We start from the raw sequence: 26,439 nt of genomic DNA on the forward strand, positions 1-26,439 counted from the left end.
CCAACTCCCACTTTTTTCATAAAAAAAAGACTGCCACAGAGGACAGTCTCATTCCCAACAGATGCTCTTAGTTGGATGCAGTTGCCTTGAGGTGGGCATTGCAAGGCTTGCAAATCTTGGTTTTCTGACCTTCAATGGTCACTTCATACATTACCTTGACTTCGGTTCTTTTGCAAACGGGGCACTGACCACGTCCATGGTTCAATTCGCTCCTGATCCCACTGCCTCTATGTGCTTTGGACATATACTCTACTCCTTACAGGTTCAAACGTTCTACCGTTTGACTATATAGTGGTCATACGCGTGTGTCAAGTAGAGTAATTTCATAGAATCAAGGTCGCCCCGAGAAGGAGAACCGCCCGCTCGGAAGTAGGGGTTTTGGAGTACCACGCAGTAGGCCAGCTGCAGCCGATGCTGACTTTTACGGTATCGAACTGGGCATTGAGGGCGAGCGTCTGACTGCCTTGTGCCAGCGAAACTTTCAAAAGGTCCGACGGTGTTGGTTTGTCTTCACTATACCCCATCTGCAGGTTGACCGACCAGGTGGGCAGCAGCTGTAATTTCGCTGAAAGGCCCAGCCTCAGCTGCCGATCCTGATCGGATCCGAGATTTACAAAATCCAAGGCACCCTGAAATTTCAAAAGATGCAACTGATTACTCCCATCGTAGGTGGCAGAGCTGAATGAAAAACCCCAGTCGAGCGTCTTCAGCAGGGAATCGACACTGATTACCAACGACTGTTCGGCACTGCCGTAGGCCAGTTGGTCGCTTACCACTCCCATTTTGAACCACTCGTAATCCAAGAGAATCCCCACTCCGAAGGTTACACTGGAGACATCGTCCACAGCCTCGTACCTGCCCACAGCGGTCTCGACGAAGTAATCGAGGAAAATCCTATCGTCCATGATCGTCACCAAGCTTCGTTCGCTGGTGGCAACAGCCCGGGCTGTTACCCCGAAGGAAAAAACGGAACGGGAAATAGCCCAGTCAAACTGGAATAGTGTTTTTCTCTTTCCCGTGTAATCAGACGCATTCGAATAAATCTGACGGTCCTCCAAGGAATTCCTATTCTGTATTGAAAAAGCCAGGTTGCCTGAAATGAAGGATAGTGACCAATCCGCTACGGGATTTTCCAATCGTGTCGCAAATGGGGAAAGGGTATAGTTGGAAGCAACCAATGCATCCTGAAAGCGAAACGAGGACAAGAACGAAGTATCCTTGTCTTTGTCCTGACCCAACAAGGCAGGGTTTGCCAGAAAAGAATCACTTTCATAATCGAGTGAAAGTCCGGCATTTGCCATACCCCAGGATGAGCTGGAGGCCAAGTCCAAAGGAAGCGAGAAAGCCGCTGATACACACAGCATCAGCACAAGACTGCTCAGCATCATCCTTTTGGCCATCGTCTTACCTCACTTTGACTAAGCATAACAAAAAACAGAACAACAAGCCACCAGTTGTTTGCAAAGCTTGAGAATGTGAAGTACCATAAGGCAATGAAAACCCTACGAACCTTACTGGAGGCTATCGGCATTGATTCTACGCCGCAGAACGCCTCCATACTCATTGAAACCATAAGCCAGCACTCCAAGCAATGCACGGCAAACTCTGTCTTCTTCGCCTTCCACGGCTTGCGTACCGATGGAATCCTCTATATTCAGGAAGCAATCGAGCATGGGGCTGTCTGCATTATCAGCGACCAGAACCTCTCAAATCTGAACCTGCCTGCCAAGGTTCAGTGGCACCAGGTCCATAAACCCCATACAGCCTTTGCTCTCATGTGCTCTGCACTCAATGACAATTCCCAGGACAAGCTGGGCATCATCGGGGTTAGCGGTACCGACGGCAAAAGCACTACGTGTGATTACCTCTACCAAATCCTTGAAGCAAACGGAGTCAAAACAGGGTTGCTCACTACTGTCAGCATGGATGACGGATCGGGAAAAGTCGACTCTCCTTTCCGCCAGAGCACACCAGAACCAGACCAGTTGCATGTATTCTTGCGCCGTTGCGTTGAAAACAAGGTGCAGAAAGTAATACTGGAGTGTACCAGTCATGCCCTGAGCGATACATTCGACCGCCTGGCCGGCATACACTTTGAAGCCGCTATCGTCACCAAGGTCACCAGTGAGCACTTGGAGTTTCACCATAGTCTTGAGGAGTATACCCAGGCCAAGGTAAATCTGGTTCGGTCGCTCAAGGATGGCGGCCTGTTTGTAACCAGCACCGACAACGCAAAACTCGAAGCTTTCACAGCCGAACTCAGAAGCACCACCAAAGCCTTGATACTGGGAAAGGATGTGATGCTGCGGATTGAATTCATGGGGTACCAGGGAGTGGTGGTCGATATTCTGGATCAACGCATCCAGACCTCGCTTTTGCTTCCCAGTCTGGCAACCAACGCCCTGTTGGCAACCTTCTGTGCAAGCCATTTGCTTGGAATCGATGTCACCGCATTGCTTGTGCTGATCAAGAGCCTCAAGCCGGTCAAGGGCAGGATGCAACAGATTGAGAACACATTGGGAGTGAGGACCATCATTGACTTCGCCCATACCGCCGACGCCTACGATGGAATCTTTTTCTTCGCCAAACGGACCTGCGAAGGAGGTGACATCATCGCCGTATTCGGGTGTGCCGGAGAGCGTGACACATCCAAGCGATCTCCGATGGGAAAGATTGCAAACAAGTATTGTTCGACTATCATTCTCACAGAAGAAGACCCCAGGCGCGAAGGCAATCAGCAGATTTTTTCTGACCTACGCTTCCATATGAACAATCCTGCTTGCAGGGTATGGGAGATTGAAAGCCGCCGTGAGGCGATCCGCAAGGCTGTATCAATCGCCCAATGTGGTGACACCCTCCTTTTTTTGGGCAAAGGCCATGAAAAAACCATTGAGCGCATGGATGGGAAAATCAGCTGGGATGAAGTCGAGGAAGTAGAAATGGCGCTTCGACTTGAAGAGGAAAAACGGAAATGACCATAGCCCTTGTCTATGGGGGAAGATCCACCGAACATGAGGTTTCCATCGCCAGTGCCCTGACAGTGCATCGGGCCCTCAAGCAAGCAGGGTATCGTGTACTGCTTATCGCCATCGCCCTCGATGGCCGATGGTATTTACAGCCCAATCTGCTAAGCAAATCAATCGATGCCACCATACCCATTCATGCAGTTCCTGGTCTCGGACTCTACGTCCAAGATGCAAAACTGGATATCGATGCAGTCTTTGCCACCACCCACGGTTATGGCGGCGAGGATGGAAACCTGCAAGGCCTATGCATGCTCTGCCGTCTCCCGCTCTGCGGCTGCGATACCGTCTCAAGTGCCTTAGGCATGCATAAGCATTTGGCTTCTGAACTGTTTATGCAGGCACTCATACCCACCGTACCGACGCTGTTGCTGGATAAGAATGCCGTGCAGCAGGTTGAGTATACTACACTTCTAGAGCGTGCCCGAAGCACCCTTGGCCCTGATCTATTTGTAAAACCTGAGAACAGTGGCTCTTCGGTAGGCGTCAGTGCCTTGAAGGACTGTGACGCCAAGGCCTTGCAGCAGGCTGTTGAACTGGCTCGCCGTTACAGCGAGCGTGTTCTTATCCAGCTGCTCATCCATCCCTTGCAAGAATTGGAAACCGCAGTTCTGGAAACCCGGGACAAAGGTCTTGTGGTGGCAGGACCGGGCTTGGTGATCGACCCCGCCAAGGAAACAGTAGGCTTTCTCAGCTACGAACACAAGTACGGCAAGGTCGATACCGCCCATATCAGAATCCCCAGCGGTCTTGATGACACAACTGAAACAATCATTAAAAACTATGCACGCAAGGCATTCTTGGCAATAAAGGGTGATGGGTATGCACGCATCGATTTTTTTGTCAGTGAAAATCGGATCTATCTCAATGAAATCAATACCTCTCCCGGCTTGACCGACACAAGTCACTACCCCGCCCTGCTTGCCTCGGTTGGCTATGACCTTTCTTCTGTCTGCAAGCATTTGGTGGAAAATGCCTTACTGCGCAATGCACAAGAAAAGCTGCGAATCTATACACCACCCGGATATTGATGCGTATGGAAACTGTAATTTTTCATGTTGATATGGATGCGTTCTATGCCTCGGTGGAGGTTTTGGACAACCCTGACTACCAGGGCAAATGCCTGCTTATCGGGGGCATGAGCAAACGCTCGGTAGTCGCTACGGCCAGCTACGAAGCGAGAGTCTTTGGCGTCCATTCGGCGATGCCCATGGCTCAAGCTCTGCGCCTTTGCCCGCAGGCCGTTGTAGTGAAGCCGCGTATGCAGCGCTACAGCGAGATGAGCAAGCAAGTCATGGAAATTCTTAAAACGTTTTCCAGCGATGTCCATCAAATTTCCATCGACGAAGCCTTTCTGGATATGAGTGGGACCTTCCGGCTTTTCGGCCTTCCGCGTGAAGCGGGGAAGCTACTCAAAGAAAAAGTCAACAAGGAGACTGGACTAACCATCTCGGTAGGAATTGGGCCAAGCAGATTCATAGCCAAAATGGCCAGTGACTACGACAAACCCGACGGACTCTGCAGGGTTTCAATCGGCAAGGAAATTGCCTTCATCGATGCAGTGGGACTCAAAAAGCTTTGGGGGGTGGGAAAGGTTACCCAACAGGTATTGGCAAAGCATCACATCACCAGCACGCAGGAACTGAGAACCTACAGCGAGCAAACACTGCAAGCATTGTTTGGTCGCAGCATGGGACAGTTTCTGTACCTTGCCTGCCGGGGTGTCGATCCGGGCATTTTCAAGGAAGAGGCGAAAAGTCATTCCATCTCCACCGAGACGACCTTTGCCGAGGATGTCTGTACTACTGAGGCACTTGAGCAGACGCTCTTGTGGATGAGCCATGACGTCATGTTCCGCGCACTCGAGGAGAAGCAAATGGGACGCACTGTCGGACTGAAACTGCGGTTTCCCGACTTTACCACCCTCACGGTGCAAGTTACCCCTCAGTCGACCATCTACAGTGCAGAACAGATATTCCAGTATGCAAAAACTCTTTTGCTGCAAAAATGGAGTGAGGGCAAACCGGTACGTCTCATAGGCCTCGGAATGTATCAGTTGTACAGCGGAGAGCGGCCGCTGCAGGAAGAGCTTTTCCAAGATCCTTATGAGAAAAAGAGAAAACTGGAGCAAGTTGTCCTGAAGTTGCATAAAGAAGGAAAGCAGGTTGTCAAAGCGACCAACCTGGAACGAAAGAGCGAAATGCCGGATACCAATGGCAGCCCTCTTGCATAACCCATCGGCTTTGAGATTTGTTGGCCTCCTTCTTTCAGGCTGCTGAGCGTACCGGTATCTTGAGAACTGTATTGCGCACAATTTTCGATAATTCTTAGTACTTTACTTTCTTTTAATATTTCTTGTAGTATAGCGACTAAGGAGTCATCCACTTGGTAAGACATAAAGCACTACGAGTCATGTTGGCGATACTGGGTCTTCTGTGCGTTGGGCTTGGTTTTTTGGGCATTCTCCTTCCCATACTTCCCACCACCCCGTTCATCCTGCTTGCTGCCCTGCTGTTTTCATTTTCCAATCAGAAGCTGGCACGCTGGCTTGAACGAAACAGGACCTTCGGCCCGTACCTGAAACATTGGAAAGAAGGCACAGGCATTCCAAAGACTGTGAAAATCAAGGTATTGCTACTACTTTGGGCAAGCCTTTCCTTTACCTTTTTCCTGCTGCAAAAACCGATGTTGATTGCGATGCTTGCTACCATAGGAAGCATTGTCAGCATCTATATCATCAGCATAAAGCCACGGCCCCGGGTTGCACCAAGCAAACTGACGTAATAGGGAAACATGCCCCTATTGAGAGCTCGATCAGAGAGTATTGACCTTGGTCAGGCGACCAAGCATCACCATGCAAAGAAAAAGCAGCAGTAGAATGCTTAGCTGCATCAGGGGCATCCACCTAAGGCCCACCACCGTCCCCAGCACACCAAAGAGAGGCGGTGTCAGCGTACTTCCTATATAGGCTGAGGCCATCTGCAGACCGATGATTCGCTGACTTGATTCAATGGAAAACCTCCTGGGAGTTTCGTGAATCATACTCGGAAAGACCGGAGCGCACCCGAAACCCAGCAATAAGAGCGAGTAGCCCGCAAAGGGAAGAGGCGAAATGCTCAGGGACAACAGACCTACCAGGCAAATGCCCAACCCTAGATAGATCAACTTGGTATTGGAAATCCGCATGGAAACAAATCCGCTGACTATACGTCCTGAGGTGATTCCCAAGAAAAAGAGCGAACCGTAGAGGGCGGCTTCACCGGGAAGCAGTCCCTTCACTTCAACCAGATAGCTTACCGCCCATAATCCTGTGGAAACTTCCAAGGCACAATACAGAAAGAAGCCCAAGAGGGCGAACGGCAAAGCCTTGTGCTTCTTCCTTGGTCCTTGGCTGTTTTTGTTCGATTCGATCGGCTGTTTCTTCGGTCGTTCAAACAAAGGCACCGAAGCACTCAGGGCAACCACCAACAGAAGTTGCAGTACTGCAAGGGTGCGATACCCTGCCCGATAACTCAAATGAAGAGAGAGGACCAAACCCATCACGGCAGGGCCGCTTGTCGCACCCAGCCCCCAGAAGGAGTGAAGCCAATTCATATGCCTTGCTTCGTAGTGGAGTGCGACATAGTTGTTCAACGCGGAGTCCACCGACCCGGCTCCCAGGCCAAGGGGGATGGCGAAAAGCATCAAGGCGGGAAGTGAAGAGGAAATTGAATACCCAAAAAGTGCAATGGATGTCAGCAGCACACTGACCAGTGTTACCTTTGCGGTTCCAAACCGGTTGATCAGGCGGTAGCTGAGTAAGGCAGACGCCACTGTGCCAATCGAGCCGATGGCTCCGATCAGGCCGGCGCTTGCAAGCGGCAGACCAAGTTCCAAGCGCATGACCGGCCAGACACTGCCCAACACCCCGTCAGGAAGCCCGAGGCTGATAAAGGCAAGGTAAATGAGTATCAACAGCCGCATCCTAGGCTCCTATCGTCAAGAAATAGACGGAAACTACAACCGCAAGTACGATTCGGTAGAGACCGAAAACTGAGAAATCATGCTTACGCACATAGGCGATAAGTGCTTTGATACAAACCAGGGAGACTAGAAATGAGCTGACAAACCCGATTATCAACAGGATGTACTCCTCACGGGTATAGGAAAAGCCCAGCTTCAGCAGCTTCAGCAGTGAGGCGCCGGCCATGATAGGAATAGCCATGAAGAAGGAGAACTGGGCGGCCACCTGCCGCTCAAGTCCGATAATGATGCCACCCAGGATAGTTGAACCTGAACGACTGGTTCCGGGAACCAAGGCAAGCATCTGGAACAATCCGAGAAACAGTGCATCCTTATGGGTGAGCGAGCTAAGATTCTTCACCCTCTTTTGAGCTCTTCCGATACTGCTCTTCTCCAAAAACAGGTACAGAACCCCATAGGAGAACAGAGCAATGGCGATGACCGGCCAGCGATAGAGGTGCTCATCCATGAAATCATCCAGCAGCACACCCGCAATGCCGGCGGGAATGGTTGCAATCAGGACTTTAACCCAGAGTAGGTAGGTTGCACTGCGTTCCTGTTTGCTCTTCTTTGCTGAAAAGGGGTTAAGCGTGGAAAAGTATAGTACTACGACGGCAAGAATGGATGCCAGTTGGATGATGACCATAAACAACTCTTTCGCATTCTCGCCTAGACGAAGGTGGAGCACTTCATCAAGGAGCAGTAAATGCCCGGTTGAGCTGATCGGCAGCCACTCGGTAATCCCTTGCACGATTCCTAAAACCAATGACTTCAGCATCTCAGCCATACCATACCTCCGAACTGCAGCAAGTCTAGACCAAACTTTGAGCCATTACAAGGTTGATTAATGGCAAAGCGGTAAGTCAGACCACCTTGTACTGATTCCCTGCAAGTGGTAGATTTGCTTAAGGGAGAAGTCCATGGCACTGCATATTGTCCTGTTTGAACCAGAAATACCACAGAATACCGGCAACATCGCCCGTACCTGCGCTGCAGTCGGGGCTACGCTGCATCTGGTCCATCCCCTTGGCTTCAGCCTTTCGGAAAAACACCTCAGGCGTGCCGGCCTCGATTATTGGCCTTTGCTGACGCTATGCGAGTATGCAAATGTGGACGAATTTTTCCAAAAAAAGAGTGGGGAAAACCTCTACTTCTTTACCACCAAGGCAAAACACTCCTATACCGAGCTGACCTATCCCGAGGAGACCTATCTGGTTTTCGGCAAGGAAAGTGCAGGAATTCCGGAGTCAATCCTCGTTGAACATCAAAAAACCTGTGTACGCATTCCTATGCGTTCACAGGCCCGTAGTTTGAATCTATCCAACAGTGTGGCTATTGCCACCTATGAATATCTCAGGCAGGCACAGTTTTCCGACCTTAGCACGACGGGAACGTTGCATCGCCTTTCCTGGAAGGAGTAAGCATGCAGAAGCTCGGAATCATTGGATGCGGTAACATGGGCGGTGCAATTGCACAAAGCCTTACCGACGGGGCGATCGTCTATGACAGCGACACACAGAAGGTGGATACGCTTACCCGGTTTGCCCACATCGAAGCGGCATCCAGCCTACAAGAGTTGCTGGACAAGGCACAGTGCATCCTGCTTGCCGTGAAGCCGCAGGTGCTACCCTCGCTCTACCCAATCTTGAGACAGCACAACAGCAGCAGAAAACATTGGATTTCCATTGCTGCCGGAGTACCTCTTGCTGTTTTGGAAAAAGAATTGCAAACCGAGCAGGTAGTTCGTTTCATGCCCAACATTGCAGCCTCCGAAAAGGCAGCCGTGACAGCCTATGCAGGCCATCAGAAGTGCTCTGCCGAGCACCTTGCATATGCCCAAAACATTGCCCAGTCGTTTGGGCAGGCATTTTTGCTGAATGAGAACCAGTTCTCAGCATTCATCGGCATCAGCGGTTCGGCAATAGCCTTTATGCTACAATTCTGCCATGCCCTGAGCATGGGAGGAGTACGGGAAGGTATTGCCTATCCCCAGGCGCTGCAGATTGTCAGTGCAACGATGAACAGCACCAATGCCTTGCTTTCCAGTTCCAAGCAGCATCCAGTGGCACTTGCCACCATGGTATGCTCTGCCGGCGGGACTACCATTGAAGGGATGCAAACCCTTGCCGAAGGAGCCTTCGATGCAGTGGTGATGCAGGCCGTCGAGGCTAGTTGCGAGAAATCAAGGGAAATGGAAGCGAAAGCAATGCAAGTCCGTGATACTACCGAGAAGAGGTGAAAGAAAGAATATGATTGATTTGAAAGAGTTGAAAGCCAGACGTGATGAGATTGCCCAAAACATCCGCGTACGAAATATGCATGTCGATATCGACGCAATCATTGAGTTGCAGGAAAGCCGCTCGGCTTTGATGCAGGAAGCCGAGAACCTGAGGGCAAAACGGAATGAGAATGCCCAAAAGATGAAGGGCAAGCTTGATGCCGAGACCAGAACAACCCTTATCACCGAGGGTAAAATGCTCAAGGAGAGTATTGCTTCAGTCGAAGAGCAATTGAGTGCAGTCGAGCAAACCTTCCAAAGCCAAGCAAGGACTATCCCCAACTATGCTCATCCCCAGGCGCCCGTGGGCAAGGAAGACAAGGACAATACCGCCATCAAGTTCGTCGGTACCGTTCCTCAGTTCTCCTTCAAGGCAAAAGACCATGTGCAGCTTGGGGAGACGCTCGACCTCATCGATTTCGATACCGCCACCAGAGTCAGTGGACCGAAATTTTACTATCTCAAGCGGGAGGCTGTTCTGCTTCAGATGGCACTGGAGCGCTATGCCACGGATATTGTTATCAGAAGGGGATTCACCCCGTTCATTACACCGGACATTGCCAAGGAAGAAATTCTCAGCGGTATCGGTTTCAATCCCCGCGGGGAGGAGAGCAACATCTATACCCTTGAAGGAACAGGAACCTGTCTGGTAGGTACTGCTGAAATTACCTTGGGTGGGTATTATGCCGACCAAATTCTGGATCGTGAGCAGTTGCCGATAAAAATGGCAGGACTCTCCCATTGTTTCCGCAGGGAAGCAGGTGGTGCAGGACAATACTCCAAGGGATTGTATCGCGTACACCAATTCTCCAAGCTTGAGATGTTCATTTATTGTCTGCCTGAGCAGTCAGAGGCGTACCATCAGGAGCTGCTTTCTATCGAAGAGGAGATTTTCAGCGGTCTCGGTCTTGCCTATCGCGTTGTCGATACGTGTACAGGAGACCTCGGAGCCCCCGCCTATCGAAAATTTGATATTGAAGCTTGGATGCCCGGCCGCGGAGAGGACGGTGAGTATGGTGAGGTTACTTCCACCAGCAACTGCACCGACTACCAGGCCCGTTCCCTTTCCATCCGGTATCGCGATGAAGAAGGGAAAACCCAATTTGTACACATGCTCAACGGAACTGCCATCGCACTCAGCCGTGCCATGGTCGCAATCCTGGAGAACTATCAAACTGAAGATGGTTCGGTACTCATTCCTCAGATCTTGGTACCGTATACCGGCTTTGCCAAGATTGAGACGAGAGCAAAAGGAAAATAAACGATGTATACAAGCGCCTTGGTGACCGATTTCTATGAATTGACGATGATGCAAGGGTATTTCTTGAACAAGCACAATCCACAGGTTGTCTTTGACATGTTTTACCGGACCAACCCTTTCGAAGGCGGGTATGTAGTATTTGCCGGCCTTCATGACTTGATAGACAAGCTGGAAGGAATTCAATTCAGTGATGAGGACATCGAGTACTTGGGCAGCTTGGGTATGTTCGACCCTTCCTTCCTTGCATATTTGAAAGACTACCGTTTTGAAGGTGACATTTTTGCCATCGAGGAAGGAACGGTGGTCTTTCCCAGCGAACCTTTGCTTCGCGTTCACACCAACCTCATAGAAGCCCAGCTCATCGAGGGCCTGTTGCTGAATACCCTCAATTTCCAAAGCCTCATCGCCACCAAGGCTTCTCGTATGGCACTGGCCAGTAATCGAGGCAGCTTGATGGAGTTCGGTCTTAGGCGTGCCCAAGGAAACGACGGTGCGCTCTCGGCAAGCAGGGCTGCCTTCATCGGAGGCTGTCAGGTAACCAGTAACACGCTCGCCGGAAAGACTTTCAATATTCCCGTGGCAGGGACTATGGCCCACTCTTGGATTATGAGTTTTTCCAGCGAATTGGAGTCCTTCCGCGCCTATGCAAAGCTGTATCCGGACAATACTGTCCTGCTCATCGATACCTATGACACACTGGGGTCGGGAATCGACAACGCCATCATCGTCGGGCTTGAGCAGAAGAAAATCGGCAAACCCATTGGAGTACGCATAGACAGCGGAGACCTTTCCTACCTGCCCCGTGTCATTCGTAAAAAGCTCGATGATGCAGGCCTTGCAAATGCAAAAATCGTAGTCTCCAATGACCTGACCGAAGAAATTGTGCAGACGCTGGTGCACGATGAAGTCCCCATCGACAGTTGGGGTATCGGTACCCACCTGGTCACAGGAGGAAGCCAAGCCTCGCTGAACGGTGTCTACAAGCTTGCAGCAAAACTGAAGGAAGACGGGACAATCGTTCCGACGATGAAGATTTCCAATAGCTTCGAAAAGACAACCAATCCCGGTATCAAGCAAGTCTATCGATTCTATGACGCTGAGGGCGGGGCGATTGCCGACCTGGTTACGCTTCATCACGAGCAAATTGTACCTGGCAAGAAGTACACGTTCTACCACCCCTTTGCCGAAGCCGATTTCTTTGAGATGCTGAGCGAGCGGTACTCCCGTTGCGAACCTTTGCTCGAGATACGCATGCATCAGGGCAAACGTGTCGGGGAGAAACCTACCGTGCAAGCGATCCAAGCGTACGCCCAAAAGAATTTGGGGACCTTCCATAAGAGCTTTTTACGCCAGATCAACCCGCATATCTACAAGGTCAGCCTCTCTTCGAAACTCAAGAAGCTGAAAATGGATTTGTTGGTTGCACAACGAAGAAAGGTCAAGGAAGAGTTGTGATTTAGATTCGTTCGACCGGGAAACGGAGCACAGTGTTGAGCAGACTGCTGTGTGTATGGCTGGGATTGCTCAGATATATTTCCCGGTGTGAGGTTCCCACTCTTTTCAGTGAGTGGGTATCACAGAAGGCTTGCATGGATTCCATACTGCGTCCTTCATCCTTATACGAACCGATATGTAGGATCGTAACACACAACCCCTCCTCAAGTGAGCCCAAATGCACATCCAAGGCAGGAAGGCCTTGCGTAAAGGCCACTTGGTCGCGAACCTGCAGAAAAATCTGTTCGTCCAGCCAATCAGGCTGGGCGATCATAGCGCTGTATCGCCACGTCTGGCGGTTCTCCTCCTGGAGCGGTGACCAGACACACTCAAGCGGGGCGATGATGAAACTCTGATACAACCGATGCCTGCCGAATTCCTTTTGCAAGGCGGTACTCATGGCAAAGAGGAGTTTGACCGCCACCTCGTAGGCCTCATCCTGTGCCCTCCCCTCGCCTTCGACCATGCAATAAACCTGTTGGGGAACCTGCACCAACGTGGGTTCAAGGGAAGGAGAGTAGAGATTCTTGTGCACCTTTTTTACATCATACTCGTGCAAATTGAGCCCCCTTTCACAGGCAGAGTTCAATGGCTGAAGCCAATACTTGTGCTACACGCTGTCGATATTGGGGTGAAACGAGATTCCGAGCGTCCTCTTCATTGGTCAAAAAGCCCACTTCAACCAGCACCGAAGGCATTCTGCTTGCATTCAGGACATAAATATCCCGCTCCTTCACACCCCGGTTGCGGCTGGTGACCAGACGTTCAGATAACGTCTTTTCAAAATTGGAAGCTACCACAAGGTTGCGATGATTGAGTAGTCGATTGAGCGAAAGAATAGAGTGCGAGGAAAACATACTGATATTTTCGATAGGAGTCTTATCATCGAGGAAGCTCACCCGCTTGCTTTGCTGCTTGGTGAGAATCTCAAACCCCGAGGCATCCTTGGCTTGGGCGCTATTGATATGTATGGAGACAAAGAGGGCGCTGCTCTGCGGTCTGAGCGCAAGTGAATAGGCCAACGCTGAACGTTGCTCTAGACTGAGGTAGGTGTCATCGCTACGGGTCATGACCAGTTGCAATTCGGGGTGGGAAACAGCCAGCAGTGCATACAGGCGCTTGGTGATATCCAATGTCAAGTCGCGTTCATATACGGTCCCCCCGGCAAAACTCCAGGCATAGGAAGCTCCCGGGTCATGTCCTCCATGCCCTGCATCCAGAATAAGTGTCTGCACTGGATAGAAGAAGGGGTCTGAGGCCGCATAGAGGGTGGTACACATAATTAGAATAGATACGAAACCAAGAACCTTCTTCACATATCCTCCTTGGGCCAACGGGCGCAAAGTTGGGCAAAGTCAAGCTTTTGCAGCCAGAGCATCCGTTTCTTCACCTCAGTCTGATAGACCTCCTTGTCGAAAAACCCCTTATATTTCCTTGCGATGTTTTTGGTATTGATTTGTTGTACACTAAGTGCCTTGGTATAACACCTGAGATACCCTTCCGCTTCACTGCGATCCTCAATGACACTTTCCCGATTGGGGAACTGTACCAAGAGGGCACTGCTGATGGAAATGGTGTAACCCAGCAGGTGGCAACGCAGGCCCCAATCCAAGGCCTGCCAATATTCACTATGGATTGATTCGTCGAAGCCCCGAAGCCTCTGAAACAGTGCCCGGTCGTAAAGACCGAGACACATGAACGGATAGAGTGAGGGAAGGCTTGCTGTTTCATCAAGACTGGGAAAGCCGGAATCAGGATCCAATTCCCGCTCTCTCAGACGGGGCATCCTCCTGCAAGGTACGATTTCCCGATACGCATTGGCTACAACTGCAGCAAAGGCTGCCGGATGTTCGCTTTGCGCCATGGCCTCCAACAGGGAAGGACCATCGAACTTGACCAGCAACAAGTCCGTACGAACAATCAGAAAAAGGTTTGTCCTGCATTCATTGGCTACGGCATTGACCTTTTCTCCCGTGAAGGTGTGGCTGGTGAAAACCAGAAACGTCACATCCTTGTAGGCTTCCTGCATGCTGGGAATGTCGAAGCGACCTTCCTGGGTGACAACATGCAGGCTGTAGTTCATCTGTTGCACATACCAATCCAGACAACTGGTCAGCTGTTCCAGATTTCCCGAATCGAGAATACCGATGGCAAGCTGCTCGGTGTTATGCAACCGAGTGATTCTACTTCCGAGCTCCTGCTTCCTGCGGTAAATCCGATAGTTATTCAACATCGTCGAGCAACACCAAATCCTCAGGACGGAAAATTACGTCCTTGTAACCGGTCCCTAGAATCAGTTGGATATCCTTGCTGCTGTGTCCCGCTACACTTGCAATGTCGGTGCTGTTGAGGTACGGAACTGCCTTGGCAAACGGCTTGCCGTCAACCGAACAGATTTGGATCACATCGCCTTCACTGAAGACCCCATGCACTCTGACCACACCCTTGGGGAGCAGACTCTTCTTGGAAAGCAAGGCTTGTTTTGCCCCATCATCCACCTCTATCGACCCCAAATGGGAGTTGTTGAGAATCCACCGCTCCCGTTGGCTGAGCCGCTTTGCAGGGTGGATGTAGGTTCCCAACTGCTCAGCTTCCACAATCCTGAGCAATGCCCGCTCTTCATATCCGCTGGCGATAATGGTCGCACATCCGGCAATCGAAGCAATTTTCGCAGCTAAAAGCTTGGTCTTCATACCCCCGGTTGAATAGGTGGAGCCAGCACCTCCGGCATAACCGAGTATCGTTTCATCCAGGACTTCTATCTCATGAAGCAATTTGGCCTCACTGTCCTTCTTGGGATCGGCGGTATAGAGGCCGGGGATGTCGGTGAGAATGATCAGCAAATCGGCATCGATCTTGCTTGCAACCATTGCACTCATGCGGTCATTATCCCCGAAAGCCGAACCAATTTCGGCTGTGCTGACAACGTCATTCTCATTGAAGATGGGTATCACTCCTAAATCCAAGAGCGTAAAAATACTATTACGCAGGTTCACATACGTGTGACGATTGTTCAAATCCTTGCGGGTAAGCAGAATCTGCGAACATACCAGAGCATGCTTTTTGAATGCTTTGCGATAGCTGGACATTAAAAGCGGCTGGCCGATCGAAGCACAGGCTTGTCGCATTGCGACCTGCTTGACCGGTCCTTTGAGATGCAGTTCTTTCGCTCCCATGCCGATGGCGCCGCTGGTGACCAACAGAACCTGATAGTTTTTCTGCATCAGAACGGCAATCTGGCCCACGATGCCTTCAATGCACGCCTCGTCAATGCCATCCTTCGTACTGAGCAGGTTTGTACCTACTTTCAATACAATGCGCTTAACATCCTGTATATCACGACTCATACCGTTTCTCCTGAAAGCAAGGAGTCCCCTTCCAAGGAAAGCTCTTCATGCAGGAATTGCCGGGGCTCAGAGCCGGTGTAGGTGGAGACTACCTGCCCGCTTCCCCGTATCAGGTACTTGGTACTCATCAACCCTTCCAGGCCAACAGGCCCACGGGCATGAATCTTGGCCGTGCTGATGCCGACTTCAGCTCCCAGTCCAAACCGATAGCCATCAGCAAACCTCGTAGAGCAGTTGGCAAAAACATCGGCACTATCGACGAGGGAGAAGAAGGTTCTCATCGCTTGGGGGTCTTCACTGACAATGACATCGGTATGGTGTGAGCCATACTCCTCGATATGATCGATTGCCATCTGCAGGGAATCCACCATATGGATGTTCAGTTCATTTTGCAGGTATTCGCACTTCCAATCACCGTCTTGATACGGTATGGCAGAAATGAGAGAGCAGACTTCACGATCACCATGGATGACCACGTTTGCATCAGAGAGCCTCTTTGCCAAGCCAGGCAATAATGATCTGGCAACCTTTTTATGCACCAGAATGGTCTCAATTGCATTGCAGGCAGCAGGATACTGCGTTTTTGAGTCATAGGCGATCTCGATTGCCTTGTCCAAGTCTGCTGCTTCATCGATGTACAGATGGCAAATCCCATCAGCATGGCCGAGCACAGGAATCGATGTATGCTCCATCACATATTTTACAAATTGGTTGGTCCCTCTGGGAATGAGCAGGTCGATGTCCTCTTCCATTCCCAGAATCTGGTCCACATCGCCATGACTTTCCAACAGCGTCAACCACTGATCACCCAGGCTTGAGGATGCACAGCTTTGCTTGATGACTTCCACCAAAACCGTGTTGGTTCGTTGGGCTTCCTTTCCCCCTTTGAGAATTATGCCATTGCCGCTCTTCAAACAGAGCGAGACTATCTGGATGAGGGCATCCGGTCGTGCTTCAAAAATCATGCCGATCACCCCGATGGGGAAGCTTACCTGTTCAAGCAGCAGGCCGGTATCGAGCAAGCGGCGCTGTTTCACTCTTCCAATCGGGTCAGCAAGCTGTGCTACTTGTTTCAGTCCTGCCAGGGAGGCCTCAAGCTTTTCCTCGGAAAAGATCAAGCGTTTGATAAGCGATTCCTTTTGTCCCTGTGCACGTGCCGCAATGACATCTGCTTGGTTTGCAGACGCAATGGCTGGGTATGTTGTTTGCAGATTCTCGGCTATGGCGAGCAAGAGTGCATTTCTCTCTTCCTGCGTGCTGGAAGAGAGCAGCTTGGCATTTGCCCTGAGAGCTCGGATCCGCTGGTGTAATGCGTTTGTCTCCATCATTCAGGTCCTTCTTTGTGCTGTCTATACAGTAAACTGAATGCACAAAGGTATCAAGGTGAAAAGAGAAGGCGACTATGGCGAAATCCGATTGCACTTTTAAAAATACAATGGTAAACTGCAACCAACCGCAACACCAAGGAGTCTCTTCATGAAGATTCGTTCACTCTTACTCTGCATCTTTTTGCTACCTGCCCTCCTTTTTGCTCAAGCTTCAGCTGAATCAGCCATGCTTGATTCAGACTACTATACGGCAACTGATGCCAACAACCGTACGCTCAAACTGGCAGAAAAACCTTCAAGCATCCTCATTGCAGGCAAGGCCGGCAATATGCCGGCAAACGCTCTTTTTCTGTTTGAGGAAGTAGCTGAAATGGATCTCACCCTGCCCAAAACCGATCAAGGTTTGGGAGATTTCTTCTCATTCATCAGACCGGAACTGAATCAGAAGCCGCGCATCAGCCAAACTGCCAGCGTTGAGGAGATTGCAAGCAAGAACAGCGACCTGGTACTTATGAAAGCCACTCACTTTGAAAGCATCGCCCGTAAGCTCGACGCCTTGGGTATTCCCAACTACACCATGAACCTCGAGTCCTATGAAGACTGGAAAACCGAGCTCAGGCAGCTGGGCAAATTATTGAAGAACACCAGCCGAGCCGAAGCATTGATCGGCCTCTATGAAGAACGTGTGCAATACATCACAGACAAGGTAAAGACTCTTAAGCCACAAGAAAAAATCAACGTGCTGTTGCTGCAGGCAGAACGCTCTGATGCAACATTTGCCTATAAAATTGCTCCCGATGGTTGGATGCAGACATGGATGGTGGAAACAGCTGGGGCACATGCTGTCTGGAAAGGGGCCAACAAGGCTGCCAATGGTTGGTCGACCGTCAGTTTTGAACAGATTGCAGCATGGGATGCCGACCTGATTGTATTAGTCAGCTATAAGGATGCCAGCGAGCAGTACCAGAAGGCTGTGATGAACTCAGAGGTATGGGCAAACCTCGATGCAGTCAAGACAGGTCAAATCAAGGCGAGCCCGTACGACATGATGAACTACATCCAACCGGTTGCTTCCTGGATACTCGGCCTTCAATGGTTGGCAAAACAGGCATATCCGACCCTGTTCGCCGACTTGGATATGGAAGCTGCGGTGAGGACGTTCTATCAGGAGTTCTACCATATTGCCGACGAAGCAAAATTGGAGGTTCTCTTGGACCTCTATCGCACTTCGATAGCCTCAAACTCCAAATGAGCGCTGTAACGCCGTACACAGCAGAGCAGAAAAGACGGAGGGCACTGTTGTCACTGTTTTTGGTGATCACCCTCATGCTGTCCGCACTCTTTCTCTTTGCCGGCCGGTATCCCAAGCCAGGGTTTACCTTTCCTTCCGATTGGAATGACCCGATGGTCACCACCATCCTGCTGCAGGTACGGCTTCCAAGAATACTGCTGGCCCTCTTGAGCGGGGCCATGCTCAGTGCCAGTGGATTCACCTTCCAAATGTTGTTCTCCAACCCTTTGGTTGAGCCGGGATTTCTGGGCGTCAGCCAAGGATCGGCCTTTGGAGCTGCCCTGATGATCGTTCTGGGAACCGGCAGCAGCGTCTTCGTCCAGCTCAGTGCCACATTGTTCGGATTGGTTGCCCTGCTTGCTTCCTACGTCTTGGCCCAGCGTTTTCGTTTTGGTGGAGCACTGCTGCGCCTGGTTCTCAGTGGTATTGCCGTTTCTGCCATCTTCAGTAGTGCCTTAGGCGTAGTCAAGTTGGTGGCGGAACCGACAAAAGACCTGCAGGACATTACCTTCTGGATGATGGGAGGCCTGTGGAATGCCTCTTGGAATCAGGTTTTTTCCATTCTCAGCATCGTAGTGCTGTGCATGGCAGTCCTATTCAGCTACCGCTGGAAACTCAATCTGCTCTCATTGCAGGAAAAAACTTCCTTCAGTGTTGGATTGAATCCCAGGCGAGACCGCCTCATCCTGCTTGTCGTGGCAACGGTGGGAACCACCCTCACCATCTCAATCACCGGTCTCATCGGATGGGTTGGCTTGATCACTCCCCACCTGGGCCGTAAACTGTTCGGTTCTGACAGCTCCTTCAGCTTTCCTGCTTCCATGATTCTCGGTTCCATGTTCCTCTTGATCTGCGATACGATAGGCAGGACACTGCTTCCTACCGAAATTCCCATCGGTTTGTTGACCAGCTTTTTGGGCGCCTTCGTCTTCATCGTCATCCTCTCGCTCAAGCATCAGGAGGGAAAAGCATGAAAGCGCTCGAACTCAGGCAAATAAGCTATACCTACCCGGGGGGGACGAAAGCTCTTGATGAGATTTCATTCAGTGTCGAGGAGGGACAGTCGGTCGCAATTCTCGGCTCAAATGGGGCTGGGAAGTCGACGCTGCTTGACATACTGCTGGGTTGGAATAAAGTCGGCGATGTTTCCCTGTTTGGTAAGGATCTCTCCTCATACGGGCGCAAGGAACTGGGCAGAACGCTTGCCTTGGTTCCTCAGAGCGAGCACTATAACTTTTCCTTTACGCTGCTTGAGTATACACTCTTCGGCCGAAGTCCCTACCTTTCACAAATGGGAATCCCGACCCAGGAGGATGCAGAAATTGCCTCCCAAGCACTCAAGGAAGTAGGACTCGCAGCCTATGAGGACCGTCCTATCACCAGTCTCTCCGGGGGTGAACACCAACTGCTGCTGCTAGCCAGGGCAATCGCCCAGCAAAGCAAAGTTCTTTTGCTGGATGAACCGACCAGTGCTCTCGATCCTGCCAACCGCATGCGGGTCATCAATATTCTCAAGAGCCTCTCAGAGCAAGGGAAAACGTTGCTTTTCACCACCCATGATGCAAATCTTGCCTATGAGCTGGCCACCCATGTGGCCATGCTCAAGAAAGGGAAAATGCTTTGCTATGGCACCAAGGAAGAGACGGTGACATCGCAGATGCTTACAACCCTCTACGAAACACCGATGCATGTTGGCATGGTAGAGGGAAAGACTCTTATTTATTGAGCTCCAGCGGCACAAAATGGAACGAACGGACATCAAAGAGGCCCATGTCGGTGAGCTTGTACACAGGAATGACAGGCAGGGACATGAAGCAGAGGGTCATAAAGGGATCCACTTCTTTTCTGACCTGAAGCTGGCTTATAGCAATTCGGTGAAGATTCTGTAGGTTACGGGCAATGGTCGGTCCATCCTCGATACTCATCAGGCCGGCTACCGGGTGGGCAAAGAAGGCAAGAATTTTTCCCTGCTTTACAATAACCATGCCTCCCCCACTTGCAATCAAATGAGATACACATACATGCATATCATCGTCGTTGTCACCTGCTACGATAATGTTGTGCGAGTCATGGGCCACCGAGGTTGCCATCGCTCCACCTTTCAGACCGTAGCCCCCAAGAAGGGCAACTGCTACATTGCCGGTCCCTTTATGCCGTTCGATGACGGCAAGCTTGACTATGTCTTGGTCAGGATTGTGCACCCACAGGCCATCCTTGACAGTAACAACCCCCTCACCGGCTTCAGTGACCACCCCGCCGGCAACGATATCAATAACCCGAACATGGTTGTCGGACAGCGGCAGTCTTAATCGGTCTTTGCTGAAATTCTGAACGTCCATACGTCCAAGCACGCGCCGATCCAAACTGTTTTCGTCGAGGTTGAGCATCCGCCCATCTTCGGCAACCAATTTTCCACCGATATACACCTGATGCATGGAAAATTCCTTGAGGTCGTTGCATAGACAGAAATCGGCTCGCAACCCGGGTGCGATGGCACCACGGTCGACCAGGTGATAACAATCGCAACTGTTGATTGTTGCCATGCACAGCGCTTCAATCGCATCCAATCCGGCACCTACGGCAAGCCTAACATTGTTGTTGATGTGGCCATCACTGAGAATGCTTATAGGCTGACGGTCATCGGTACAGAATAGGCAGCGTCGGCTATTGCGTTCATGCACCCCGCCAAGGAGGTTGAGCACGTTGTTGCAGGCCGAGCCTTCACGCAGCATGACATACATACCACGCCTGATGCGTTCTTTCAGTTCTAGTTCGGTCTCACATTCGTGATCGGTGTGAATCCCAGCTGCTGCATAAGCATCGAGGTCAGATCCTACGAGAGCCGGGCTATGTCCGTCAACAATTTTCCTAGCTTTCTTAGCTTCCCAGATTTTGTCCAATACCAACGACGAGCCGGCAATGACACCAGGGTAGTCCATCATCTCCCCAAGGCCGAGAACCCGTTCATGCTGCAAGGGTTTGACCAAATCGGGAGCATGCATGACCGCTCCACTATGTTCAAACGTGGTTGCAGGAACACAGGAAGGGACGACAAAGAAAGCTTGCAGAGCATTTTTTTCTGAGGCATCGAGCATGTAGGAGAGTCCGTCAAGTCCGCAGACATTGCAAATCTCATGCGGGTCGGCAACGACAGTGGTCGTTCCGCAGGGAACGACGAGGTTGCTGAACTGCGCCGGCGTGGCATGACTGGACTCTATATGGACATGGCTGTCGATGAGACCAGGTATCAGATAGCGCCTTGCTGCATCCACAATTGTTTCAGCAATACCATGTCCAGGTTCTGCAAAGCCTGTGAAATATCCGTTCTGTATCAGGACATCGGCTTCAAACCACTCTTTATTATATACATCCAAAACGCGGGCATTGGTAATGCAGAGTTGGGCTTCTTTTCGTAGTGAGGCAGTCGCGATTACCTCTTTAAGTGTATCAAGGGAATCCATGAGCCCTCCTTTTTAGCAACATATTGCAACATATTTTTCTTAGTTTACCACCTTAACGAGATTCTTCAAGGGAAAAATGAACCATTAATTCACGCTCTTTTTAAGAATTTGTCTCGATAGTAATCCTCTGGTTTTTTAAGTATATAGCAAAATAATGAGAATTAATTTATCCACATTGAGGAAAATGTACCAAGAAATTTGGTTAAATAACAAATCCAACGATTTTTCTGTACGAGATGCATCATTTGCGGTAGAATATCGATATTCAAAACATCTGCAAGGAGTGCATAGATGGAAAAGTTTTTCAAGCTCAAGGAACGAAAAACGACCGTCAAGACTGAAGTTATGGCAGGTATTACCACCTTCCTCACCATGGCTTACATTCTTGCCGTCAACCCTGGTATCCTTTCCGACGCCGGAATGGATTTCTCAAAGGTATTTGCAGCAACCGCCATTGCATCTGCAATTGCCACTCTGATGATGGCCCTGTTGGCCAACCTGCCGTTCGCCCTCGCCCCCGGCATGGGTCTGAACGCTTTCCTTGCCTATACCGTTGTGTTGGGCATGGGATATACTTGGCAGTTTGCTCTTACCGCAGTATTCGTAGAAGGTATCATCTTCTTGATTCTCACTGCTGTAAACATCCGCGAAGCAATCGTCAACAGCATCCCGGCAAACCTCAAGCGAGCAATCGGTGTTGGTATCGGCCTGTTCATCGCCTTCATCGGCATGCAGAATGCAGGTATCATCGTTGACGGCGCCACACTGGTCAGCCTCAATGCCGATTGGTTCAAGGGAGCTCCCGGTCTTGCCATGATTGGCCTTCTGATCACCGGCGTTCTGCTTGCCTACAAAGTCAACGGCGCACTCTTGATCGGTATCGCCATCACCACCATTATTGGCATTCCTTTTGGAATCACCAAGTACGCCGGTGGTTCGTATATTCCTCCCACACCCTACTTCTTCCCCTTTGAATTTGCCAACATCATGAGCATTGACTTCATCGTCATCATGTTCACCTTCCTCTTTGTTGACATGTTCGACACCGTTGGGACTCTCATCGGCTGTGCAACAAAGGCGGACATGATCCAGAAAGACGGCTCGATCCCCAACTGCAAAGAAGCCCTGTTCGCTGACGCAGTCGGAACCACCGTTGGAGCAATCCTTGGTACCTCCACCGTTACTACCTTCGTCGAATCCTCCGCTGGTGTCGTCGAAGGTGGCCGCACCGGTCTTACCGCTCTTGTTGTAGCAATTCTGTTCGCACTCTCACTGTTCCTCGAACCGTTGTTCGGCTCGATCCCCAGTGCTGCTACCGCCCCTGCCCTGATCATCGTCGGTGTTATGATGATGAGCCCGGTCAAGGAAATTGAATGGAACGAAATGACCGAAGCAATTCCGGCCTTCCTTACCATCATTTTCATGATCGTTGCATACAGCATCGCCGATGGTATCATGTTCGGTATTGTCTCATTCGTGTTGCTCAAGCTGTTGACCAAGAAGAACAATGAAATCCCGAAGATGACTTGGGTTGTATTTGGTTTGTTCGTTCTCAAGATTATTCTCGGCGCTCTCTAAGAGCTTCTGCTCTGTTTTTACTGGACCTCCTTCCAAGGAGGTCCATACTTTTGCCTCTACCCTTCTCGAAATTTCTACGTTACAATACCAAGGCCAAGGAGCAATGCATGCGTACCAACTTAGTCCCCCTCGATACAAAGAAGACGTACCTAGTAACCGGTGCTGCCGGTTTTATCGGGTTTCATTTGACCCAGAGGCTGTTAAGCCAGGGGTGTAGCGTCATCGGGTTTGACAATCTGAACGACTATTACGAGGTGAGCCTTAAGGAAGAACGGCTGCGATTGCTCGCCTGTGACAACTTCTACTTCTATAAGGCTGACCTTGCCGACAAGAAAGCACTGGATGACATCTTTGAGCAGCACGCCATCGACTATGTCATCAACCTTGCCGCCCAGGCGGGAGTACGGTACAGCATCGATAATCCCTATGCATACCTGCAGTCGAACCTGGTTGGTTTTCTCAATATTCTGGAAGCTTGCCGGCACCATACGGTCAAGCATCTGGTCTATGCTTCTTCCTCTTCCGTCTATGGGCTGAACAGTAAAATCCCCTACTCCACCACTGACCAGGTCGACCATCCGGTAAGTCTGTATGCAGCAACGAAGAAATCGAATGAGCTGATGGCCCATGCCTATACCCACCTCTACCAGATTCCTTCAACCGGACTGCGCTTTTTTACCGTCTACGGTCCCTATGGCAGACCCGACATGGCCTACTTCTCCTTTGCCAAGCGCATTATGGAGGGCAAGGGCATCAAGGTGTACAACAACGGTGACATGTGGCGTGATTTTACCTATGTAGACGATATCATTGCCGCCATTGAACGAATCATTCCCAACCCACCCGAACCAAATGAAGCCAAGGATCGATACAAAATCTACAACATCGGCAACAACAAGCCGGTCAGGCTGAGCAGGTTCGTAGAAATCCTTGAAACCTGTTTAGGTAGGGAAGCAACAAAGGAATACCTGCCCATGCAAAGCGGCGATGTATACCAAACGTATGCCGATGTAACTGACTTGATGAAGGACTTTGACTTCAAGCCCGACACCCCGCTGGAAAATGGTCTGGCTTCTTTCGTCAGCTGGTTCAAGAGCTACTACCAGCTCTGATAGCCCAGCCCGACCGAAACAGCGAAGGCTGAACCAGAATAATGCGGCCGATATACAGCATAGGTCGGTGGTGCATCATAAATCACCCGTCCCCATAAGGGGCGCAAGTACTCCAAGCCTAGGGAGAACTGCAGGCCTTCATAGGAAGTCTGGATAAAACGCAGGCCGATACGAAGATGGTCAACCCTGCTCTCATAATTTAGGTACTCCAGGTAGGAAGCGTCATACCCGACACTCACCTCTGCCTCGGTGCCGTCCCCGAAAGGAACCAGAATTGCATTGCCTACTCCGTAGAACCAGCCCAGAGGAACGGAAGAAACATCTTTTTCCACTCCATCAGAGACCAAAGAAAGAGCTTTGGTAAAACCGCCGAAGAAGGTGAAAGCATATACATCATCTACGGTACTCTTGCTGGTAAACAAAATCTCTGCCTCTTTGCCCTCATAGTCTGAACGCGACATACCAATGAGGGTTGTCCCGCTCTTGTTTCGATAGAGCGCCTCCATACTGAGGCCGCTTCCTGCCCAAGCCGAGACAAGGACTATACTGAGATACAGAAGGATCAGTACAATTCTCTTCATAATTAGCTATATACTACGAGAGGGAGTAGGACACAAGAGTCTGACTCTGCTAGACTATGCATATGTACGATGTAATCATCATTGGAGGCGGTGCTGCCGGCCTTTTTGCCAGTGCAAACCTCACAACAACCAATGCGCTTTTGCTCGACCACGCTCAAGAAGTGGGTAAAAAATTGCTGATCACCGGAGGGGGGATGTGCAATCTTACCAATACGCTCCCTGCTGAGGCATTTCTCTCACATTTCGGAAACAAGCAACAACGCAATTTCCTGTTGCCGGCATTACAGAACCTCCCCACGGATTCTGTATACGAATGGTTTGAACAACGTGGGCTTCGCTTGCTCGTCCGTGAGGACGGTAAAGTGTTTCCCCAGAGTCTTGATGCCCACGATGTGCGCGATTTTTTGGTCAGGCATTCCAAGGCACCTATCGTCACAGGAGTTCAGATTGCAGCCATCACCAAGCAGGACGCGGGCTTTCTGATCGAAACAACAAGCGCTACCTATGAAACAAAGAATATTATTTTGGCCACCGGGGGCATGAGTTATCCAAGAACCGGTAGTGATGGCAGTGGCTATGAACTGGCAAAAGCCTTGGGGCACAGCATCGTACCACCAAAGCCGGCTCTGGTCGCCGTCAGCATTGAAACCTACCCCTTCAAGCACCTGGCAGGAAACTCGGTACGTAATGCCTGGGTTTCTTTCTACCACAACACTGAGAGCACAGCCTATGACCAGAGGCAAAAAGACGTCCTGTTCACCCACGACGGGCTTTCAGGACCGGCAATTCTCTGCGCCTCGCGTTTGATTGCCAAGCAGGATCGTATCAAGCTTTCCCTGATCACGGCAGAGAATCACAGCGAGGCCGAACAAGCAGTCCTCAGGGCGTTGAATGCGCCCAAAAAACTTATAGCCAATGCACTGAAGGAAACAGGAATGGTTTCAAGCCTTGCACAAACATTGGTCGAAATGGCAGGCATTGATAAGGAAACCACTACCGCGACACTTGATAAGACAAGGCGAAAAGCACTGGTTCAATTGGCATCCGCCATGGAAATGACGGTATCCAGTACAAAGGGTTTCCAGTCAGCCATGGTCACCTCGGGAGGCGTGGACCTTGCACAAGTCAATCGAAAGACCATGGAGTCGAATCTCACAGAAGGTCTCTTCTTCTGTGGCGAAGTACTCGATTACGATGGAGAAAGCGGGGGCTTCAATATTCAGGCAGCTTTTTCTACTGCCTATCTTGCTGTCAAGCATCTACACAATTAGGAGGAAGCTATGCATTTTGTATGGGCAACAGTGACAGTGGCCGACATGGAAGAAAGTTTGGAATTCTATCAGAAGGTCGTGGGACTTCCCCTTGTAAGGCGGGTCAAGAGCAATGAGTTCACCGAACTGGCCTTTCTGGGTACATCCGAGACCCAGATTGAGTTGGTTCACCGCTCGAATGCAGAACCGCAGCCTATGGGCAAAGGCATCAGCCTTGGGTTTGCCGTCGAGGATCTTGAGGTGATGATACAGACCGTCAAGGACTTGGGTTTGGAACTCTATGAGGGACCGATCGCTCCCAATCCACACGTTCGCTTCTTCTATGTCCTTGATCCCAATGGCTTGAAAATTCAATTCGTCGAGAGGCGCTAACTATACTGCGAGCCGGGATTTCTCCCGGCTCGTAGTGTGT

The 26,439-nt window shown here is 50.6% G+C and carries 26 protein-coding genes; 15 read left to right on the forward strand and 11 right to left on the reverse strand.

The annotated features are described in order from the left end of the window. Positions 1-67 precede the first annotated feature (67 nt). Both SPIBUDDY_RS16265 and SPIBUDDY_RS09090 read right to left on the reverse strand, forming a co-directional pair. Positions 68-244, reverse strand: a complete 177-nt coding sequence (locus SPIBUDDY_RS16265) for a hypothetical protein (RefSeq protein ID WP_013607459.1) — start codon at positions 242-244, stop codon at positions 68-70. Between the two features lie 79 nt (positions 245-323). Further along, positions 324-1,400, reverse strand: a complete 1,077-nt coding sequence (locus SPIBUDDY_RS09090; protein ID WP_013607460.1) for a hypothetical protein — start codon at positions 1,398-1,400, stop codon at positions 324-326. A 93-nt stretch (positions 1,401-1,493) separates the two neighbouring features. Here SPIBUDDY_RS09090 and SPIBUDDY_RS09095 point away from each other — a divergent pair, with 93 nt between their 5' ends. The 4 genes from SPIBUDDY_RS09095 (at position 1,494) to SPIBUDDY_RS09110 (ending at position 5,807) form a co-directional block, all read left to right on the forward strand. Beyond that, positions 1,494-2,975 (forward strand): Mur ligase family protein, encoded by a 1,482-nt coding sequence (locus tag SPIBUDDY_RS09095; protein ID WP_013607461.1) that lies wholly within the window; start codon positions 1,494-1,496, stop codon positions 2,973-2,975. Beyond that, positions 2,972-4,054, forward strand: coding sequence for a D-alanine--D-alanine ligase (locus SPIBUDDY_RS09100; RefSeq protein WP_013607462.1), 1,083 nt, complete (start codon positions 2,972-2,974; stop codon positions 4,052-4,054). Before SPIBUDDY_RS09095 ends, SPIBUDDY_RS09100 begins: the two co-directional genes overlap by 4 nt. Before the next feature lie 5 nt (positions 4,055-4,059). Continuing rightward, a complete protein-coding gene (dinB, locus tag SPIBUDDY_RS09105; RefSeq protein WP_245523764.1) occupies positions 4,060-5,256 on the forward strand; it encodes a DNA polymerase IV in 1,197 nt (398 codons plus the stop codon). Positions 5,257-5,408: 152 nt separating this feature from the next. Next, complete coding sequence (locus SPIBUDDY_RS09110) at positions 5,409-5,807, forward strand: YbaN family protein (protein ID WP_013607464.1); 399 nt, start codon at positions 5,409-5,411, stop codon at positions 5,805-5,807. 30 nt (positions 5,808-5,837) lie between these two features. Here SPIBUDDY_RS09110 and SPIBUDDY_RS09115 read toward each other — a convergent pair whose 3' ends face one another. Both SPIBUDDY_RS09115 and SPIBUDDY_RS09120 read right to left on the reverse strand, forming a co-directional pair. Next, the gene (locus tag SPIBUDDY_RS09115) at positions 5,838-6,986 is read right to left on the reverse strand and encodes an MFS transporter (protein ID WP_013607465.1); all 1,149 of its coding nucleotides are present in this window, start codon (positions 6,984-6,986) and stop codon (positions 5,838-5,840) included. A 1-nt stretch (position 6,987) separates the two neighbouring features. After that, positions 6,988-7,812, reverse strand: a complete 825-nt coding sequence (locus SPIBUDDY_RS09120; protein ID WP_013607466.1) for an undecaprenyl-diphosphate phosphatase — start codon at positions 7,810-7,812, stop codon at positions 6,988-6,990. Between the two features lie 133 nt (positions 7,813-7,945). On the opposite strand from SPIBUDDY_RS09120, the gene trmL reads away from it, so the two are divergent. From trmL to SPIBUDDY_RS09140, 4 genes are read left to right on the forward strand one after another with little or no spacing between them, the layout of a single operon-like run. Beyond that, positions 7,946-8,446, forward strand: a complete 501-nt coding sequence (trmL, locus tag SPIBUDDY_RS09125) for a tRNA (uridine(34)/cytosine(34)/5-carboxymethylaminomethyluridine(34)-2'-O)-methyltransferase TrmL (protein WP_013607467.1) — start codon at positions 7,946-7,948, stop codon at positions 8,444-8,446. A 2-nt stretch (positions 8,447-8,448) separates the two neighbouring features. Next, positions 8,449-9,264 (forward strand): pyrroline-5-carboxylate reductase, encoded by an 816-nt coding sequence (gene proC / locus SPIBUDDY_RS09130; protein ID WP_013607468.1) that lies wholly within the window; start codon positions 8,449-8,451, stop codon positions 9,262-9,264. A 10-nt stretch (positions 9,265-9,274) separates the two neighbouring features. Beyond that, positions 9,275-10,564 carry a serine--tRNA ligase gene (gene serS / locus SPIBUDDY_RS09135; RefSeq protein WP_013607469.1) on the forward strand — a complete coding sequence of 430 codons (1,290 nt, stop codon included), beginning with the start codon at positions 9,275-9,277 and terminating at the stop codon, positions 10,562-10,564. Positions 10,565-10,567: 3 nt separating this feature from the next. Beyond that, positions 10,568-12,019 (forward strand): nicotinate phosphoribosyltransferase, encoded by a 1,452-nt coding sequence (locus SPIBUDDY_RS09140; protein ID WP_013607470.1) that lies wholly within the window; start codon positions 10,568-10,570, stop codon positions 12,017-12,019. Position 12,020: 1 nt separating this feature from the next. On the opposite strand, the gene SPIBUDDY_RS09145 is transcribed toward SPIBUDDY_RS09140, so the two are convergent. Genes SPIBUDDY_RS09145 through SPIBUDDY_RS09165 form a run of 5 tightly spaced genes read right to left on the reverse strand, consistent with a single transcriptional unit; the run spans position 12,021 to position 16,733 of the window. Continuing rightward, the gene (locus SPIBUDDY_RS09145) at positions 12,021-12,617 is read right to left on the reverse strand and encodes a GyrI-like domain-containing protein (RefSeq protein WP_013607471.1); all 597 of its coding nucleotides are present in this window, start codon (positions 12,615-12,617) and stop codon (positions 12,021-12,023) included. A 13-nt stretch (positions 12,618-12,630) separates the two neighbouring features. Continuing rightward, on the reverse strand, positions 12,631-13,374 hold the full coding sequence (locus tag SPIBUDDY_RS09150; RefSeq protein WP_013607472.1) for an N-acetylmuramoyl-L-alanine amidase: 744 nt from the start codon (positions 13,372-13,374) through the stop codon (positions 12,631-12,633). After that, entirely contained in the window at positions 13,371-14,291 is a 921-nt protein-coding gene (locus SPIBUDDY_RS09155; protein ID WP_013607473.1) for a glycosyltransferase family 2 protein, read from the reverse strand. The genes SPIBUDDY_RS09150 and SPIBUDDY_RS09155 overlap by 4 nt, the downstream gene beginning before the upstream one ends. Next, a complete protein-coding gene (gene proB, locus SPIBUDDY_RS09160; RefSeq protein WP_013607474.1) occupies positions 14,281-15,405 on the reverse strand; it encodes a glutamate 5-kinase in 1,125 nt (374 codons plus the stop codon). Before proB ends, SPIBUDDY_RS09155 begins: the two co-directional genes overlap by 11 nt. Further along, positions 15,402-16,733, reverse strand: coding sequence for a glutamate-5-semialdehyde dehydrogenase (locus tag SPIBUDDY_RS09165; RefSeq protein ID WP_245523765.1), 1,332 nt, complete (start codon positions 16,731-16,733; stop codon positions 15,402-15,404). The genes proB and SPIBUDDY_RS09165 overlap by 4 nt, the downstream gene beginning before the upstream one ends. Before the next feature lie 148 nt (positions 16,734-16,881). Here SPIBUDDY_RS09165 and SPIBUDDY_RS09170 point away from each other — a divergent pair, with 148 nt between their 5' ends. The 3 genes from SPIBUDDY_RS09170 to SPIBUDDY_RS09180 are packed head-to-tail and all read left to right on the forward strand — an operon-like array spanning position 16,882 to position 19,750. After that, on the forward strand, positions 16,882-17,985 hold the full coding sequence (locus tag SPIBUDDY_RS09170; RefSeq protein WP_013607476.1) for an ABC transporter substrate-binding protein: 1,104 nt from the start codon (positions 16,882-16,884) through the stop codon (positions 17,983-17,985). Beyond that, complete coding sequence (locus tag SPIBUDDY_RS09175; RefSeq protein WP_013607477.1) at positions 17,982-18,998, forward strand: FecCD family ABC transporter permease; 1,017 nt, start codon at positions 17,982-17,984, stop codon at positions 18,996-18,998. The genes SPIBUDDY_RS09170 and SPIBUDDY_RS09175 overlap by 4 nt, the downstream gene beginning before the upstream one ends. Then, positions 18,995-19,750, forward strand: a complete 756-nt coding sequence (locus tag SPIBUDDY_RS09180) for an ABC transporter ATP-binding protein (RefSeq protein WP_013607478.1) — start codon at positions 18,995-18,997, stop codon at positions 19,748-19,750. The genes SPIBUDDY_RS09175 and SPIBUDDY_RS09180 overlap by 4 nt, the downstream gene beginning before the upstream one ends. Here the strand turns inward: SPIBUDDY_RS09180 and ade are convergent. Then, positions 19,740-21,485 carry an adenine deaminase gene (gene ade, locus SPIBUDDY_RS09185; RefSeq protein ID WP_013607479.1) on the reverse strand — a complete coding sequence of 582 codons (1,746 nt, stop codon included), beginning with the start codon at positions 21,483-21,485 and terminating at the stop codon, positions 19,740-19,742. The genes SPIBUDDY_RS09180 and ade overlap by 11 nt on opposite strands. 291 nt (positions 21,486-21,776) lie before the next feature. Here ade and SPIBUDDY_RS09190 point away from each other — a divergent pair, with 291 nt between their 5' ends. Next, positions 21,777-23,063 (forward strand): NCS2 family permease, encoded by a 1,287-nt coding sequence (locus SPIBUDDY_RS09190; protein ID WP_013607480.1) that lies wholly within the window; start codon positions 21,777-21,779, stop codon positions 23,061-23,063. A gap of 107 nt (positions 23,064-23,170) precedes the next feature. Then, positions 23,171-24,175 (forward strand): NAD-dependent epimerase, encoded by a 1,005-nt coding sequence (locus SPIBUDDY_RS09195; RefSeq protein WP_013607481.1) that lies wholly within the window; start codon positions 23,171-23,173, stop codon positions 24,173-24,175. On the opposite strand, the gene SPIBUDDY_RS09200 is transcribed toward SPIBUDDY_RS09195, so the two are convergent. After that, complete coding sequence (locus SPIBUDDY_RS09200) at positions 24,163-24,756, reverse strand: hypothetical protein (RefSeq protein WP_013607482.1); 594 nt, start codon at positions 24,754-24,756, stop codon at positions 24,163-24,165. The two genes, SPIBUDDY_RS09195 and SPIBUDDY_RS09200, sit on opposite strands and share 13 nt — an antisense overlap. 62 nt (positions 24,757-24,818) lie before the next feature. Between SPIBUDDY_RS09200 and SPIBUDDY_RS09205 the strand changes: the two genes are divergently transcribed. Both SPIBUDDY_RS09205 and SPIBUDDY_RS09210 read left to right on the forward strand, forming a co-directional pair. After that, positions 24,819-26,027 carry a BaiN/RdsA family NAD(P)/FAD-dependent oxidoreductase gene (locus tag SPIBUDDY_RS09205; protein WP_041381274.1) on the forward strand — a complete coding sequence of 403 codons (1,209 nt, stop codon included), beginning with the start codon at positions 24,819-24,821 and terminating at the stop codon, positions 26,025-26,027. A gap of 9 nt (positions 26,028-26,036) precedes the next feature. Continuing rightward, positions 26,037-26,399, forward strand: coding sequence for a VOC family protein (locus SPIBUDDY_RS09210; RefSeq protein WP_013607484.1), 363 nt, complete (start codon positions 26,037-26,039; stop codon positions 26,397-26,399). Positions 26,400-26,439 lie beyond the last annotated feature (40 nt).

Source organism: Sphaerochaeta globosa str. Buddy, assembly GCF_000190435.1.
GTDB lineage: Bacteria > Spirochaetota > Spirochaetia > Sphaerochaetales > Sphaerochaetaceae > Sphaerochaeta > Sphaerochaeta globosa.

What these genes read in the sequence shown, in the direction of transcription:
- SPIBUDDY_RS16265 (WP_013607459.1), bottom strand. Translation starts at nt 244, where the DNA reads ATGTCCAAAGCACATAGAGGCAGTGGGATCAGGAGCGAATTGAACCAT.
- SPIBUDDY_RS09090 (WP_013607460.1), bottom strand. Translation starts at nt 1,400, where the DNA reads ATGGCCAAAAGGATGATGCTGAGCAGTCTTGTGCTGATGCTGTGTGTA.
- SPIBUDDY_RS09095 (WP_013607461.1), top strand. Translation starts at nt 1,494, where the DNA reads ATGAAAACCCTACGAACCTTACTGGAGGCTATCGGCATTGATTCTACG.
- SPIBUDDY_RS09100 (WP_013607462.1), top strand. Translation starts at nt 2,972, where the DNA reads ATGACCATAGCCCTTGTCTATGGGGGAAGATCCACCGAACATGAGGTT.
- dinB (WP_245523764.1), top strand. Translation starts at nt 4,060, where the DNA reads ATGGAAACTGTAATTTTTCATGTTGATATGGATGCGTTCTATGCCTCG.
- SPIBUDDY_RS09115 (WP_013607465.1), bottom strand. Translation starts at nt 6,986, where the DNA reads ATGCGGCTGTTGATACTCATTTACCTTGCCTTTATCAGCCTCGGGCTT.
- SPIBUDDY_RS09120 (WP_013607466.1), bottom strand. Translation starts at nt 7,812, where the DNA reads ATGGCTGAGATGCTGAAGTCATTGGTTTTAGGAATCGTGCAAGGGATT.
- trmL (WP_013607467.1), top strand. Translation starts at nt 7,946, where the DNA reads ATGGCACTGCATATTGTCCTGTTTGAACCAGAAATACCACAGAATACC.
- proC (WP_013607468.1), top strand. Translation starts at nt 8,449, where the DNA reads ATGCAGAAGCTCGGAATCATTGGATGCGGTAACATGGGCGGTGCAATT.
- serS (WP_013607469.1), top strand. Translation starts at nt 9,275, where the DNA reads ATGATTGATTTGAAAGAGTTGAAAGCCAGACGTGATGAGATTGCCCAA.
- SPIBUDDY_RS09140 (WP_013607470.1), top strand. Translation starts at nt 10,568, where the DNA reads ATGTATACAAGCGCCTTGGTGACCGATTTCTATGAATTGACGATGATG.
- SPIBUDDY_RS09155 (WP_013607473.1), bottom strand. Translation starts at nt 14,291, where the DNA reads ATGTTGAATAACTATCGGATTTACCGCAGGAAGCAGGAGCTCGGAAGT.
- proB (WP_013607474.1), bottom strand. Translation starts at nt 15,405, where the DNA reads ATGAGTCGTGATATACAGGATGTTAAGCGCATTGTATTGAAAGTAGGT.
- SPIBUDDY_RS09165 (WP_245523765.1), bottom strand. Translation starts at nt 16,733, where the DNA reads ATGATGGAGACAAACGCATTACACCAGCGGATCCGAGCTCTCAGGGCA.
- SPIBUDDY_RS09170 (WP_013607476.1), top strand. Translation starts at nt 16,882, where the DNA reads ATGAAGATTCGTTCACTCTTACTCTGCATCTTTTTGCTACCTGCCCTC.
- SPIBUDDY_RS09175 (WP_013607477.1), top strand. Translation starts at nt 17,982, where the DNA reads ATGAGCGCTGTAACGCCGTACACAGCAGAGCAGAAAAGACGGAGGGCA.
- SPIBUDDY_RS09180 (WP_013607478.1), top strand. Translation starts at nt 18,995, where the DNA reads ATGAAAGCGCTCGAACTCAGGCAAATAAGCTATACCTACCCGGGGGGG.
- ade (WP_013607479.1), bottom strand. Translation starts at nt 21,485, where the DNA reads ATGGATTCCCTTGATACACTTAAAGAGGTAATCGCGACTGCCTCACTA.
- SPIBUDDY_RS09190 (WP_013607480.1), top strand. Translation starts at nt 21,777, where the DNA reads ATGGAAAAGTTTTTCAAGCTCAAGGAACGAAAAACGACCGTCAAGACT.
- SPIBUDDY_RS09195 (WP_013607481.1), top strand. Translation starts at nt 23,171, where the DNA reads ATGCGTACCAACTTAGTCCCCCTCGATACAAAGAAGACGTACCTAGTA.
- SPIBUDDY_RS09200 (WP_013607482.1), bottom strand. Translation starts at nt 24,756, where the DNA reads ATGAAGAGAATTGTACTGATCCTTCTGTATCTCAGTATAGTCCTTGTC.
- SPIBUDDY_RS09205 (WP_041381274.1), top strand. Translation starts at nt 24,819, where the DNA reads ATGTACGATGTAATCATCATTGGAGGCGGTGCTGCCGGCCTTTTTGCC.
- SPIBUDDY_RS09210 (WP_013607484.1), top strand. Translation starts at nt 26,037, where the DNA reads ATGCATTTTGTATGGGCAACAGTGACAGTGGCCGACATGGAAGAAAGT.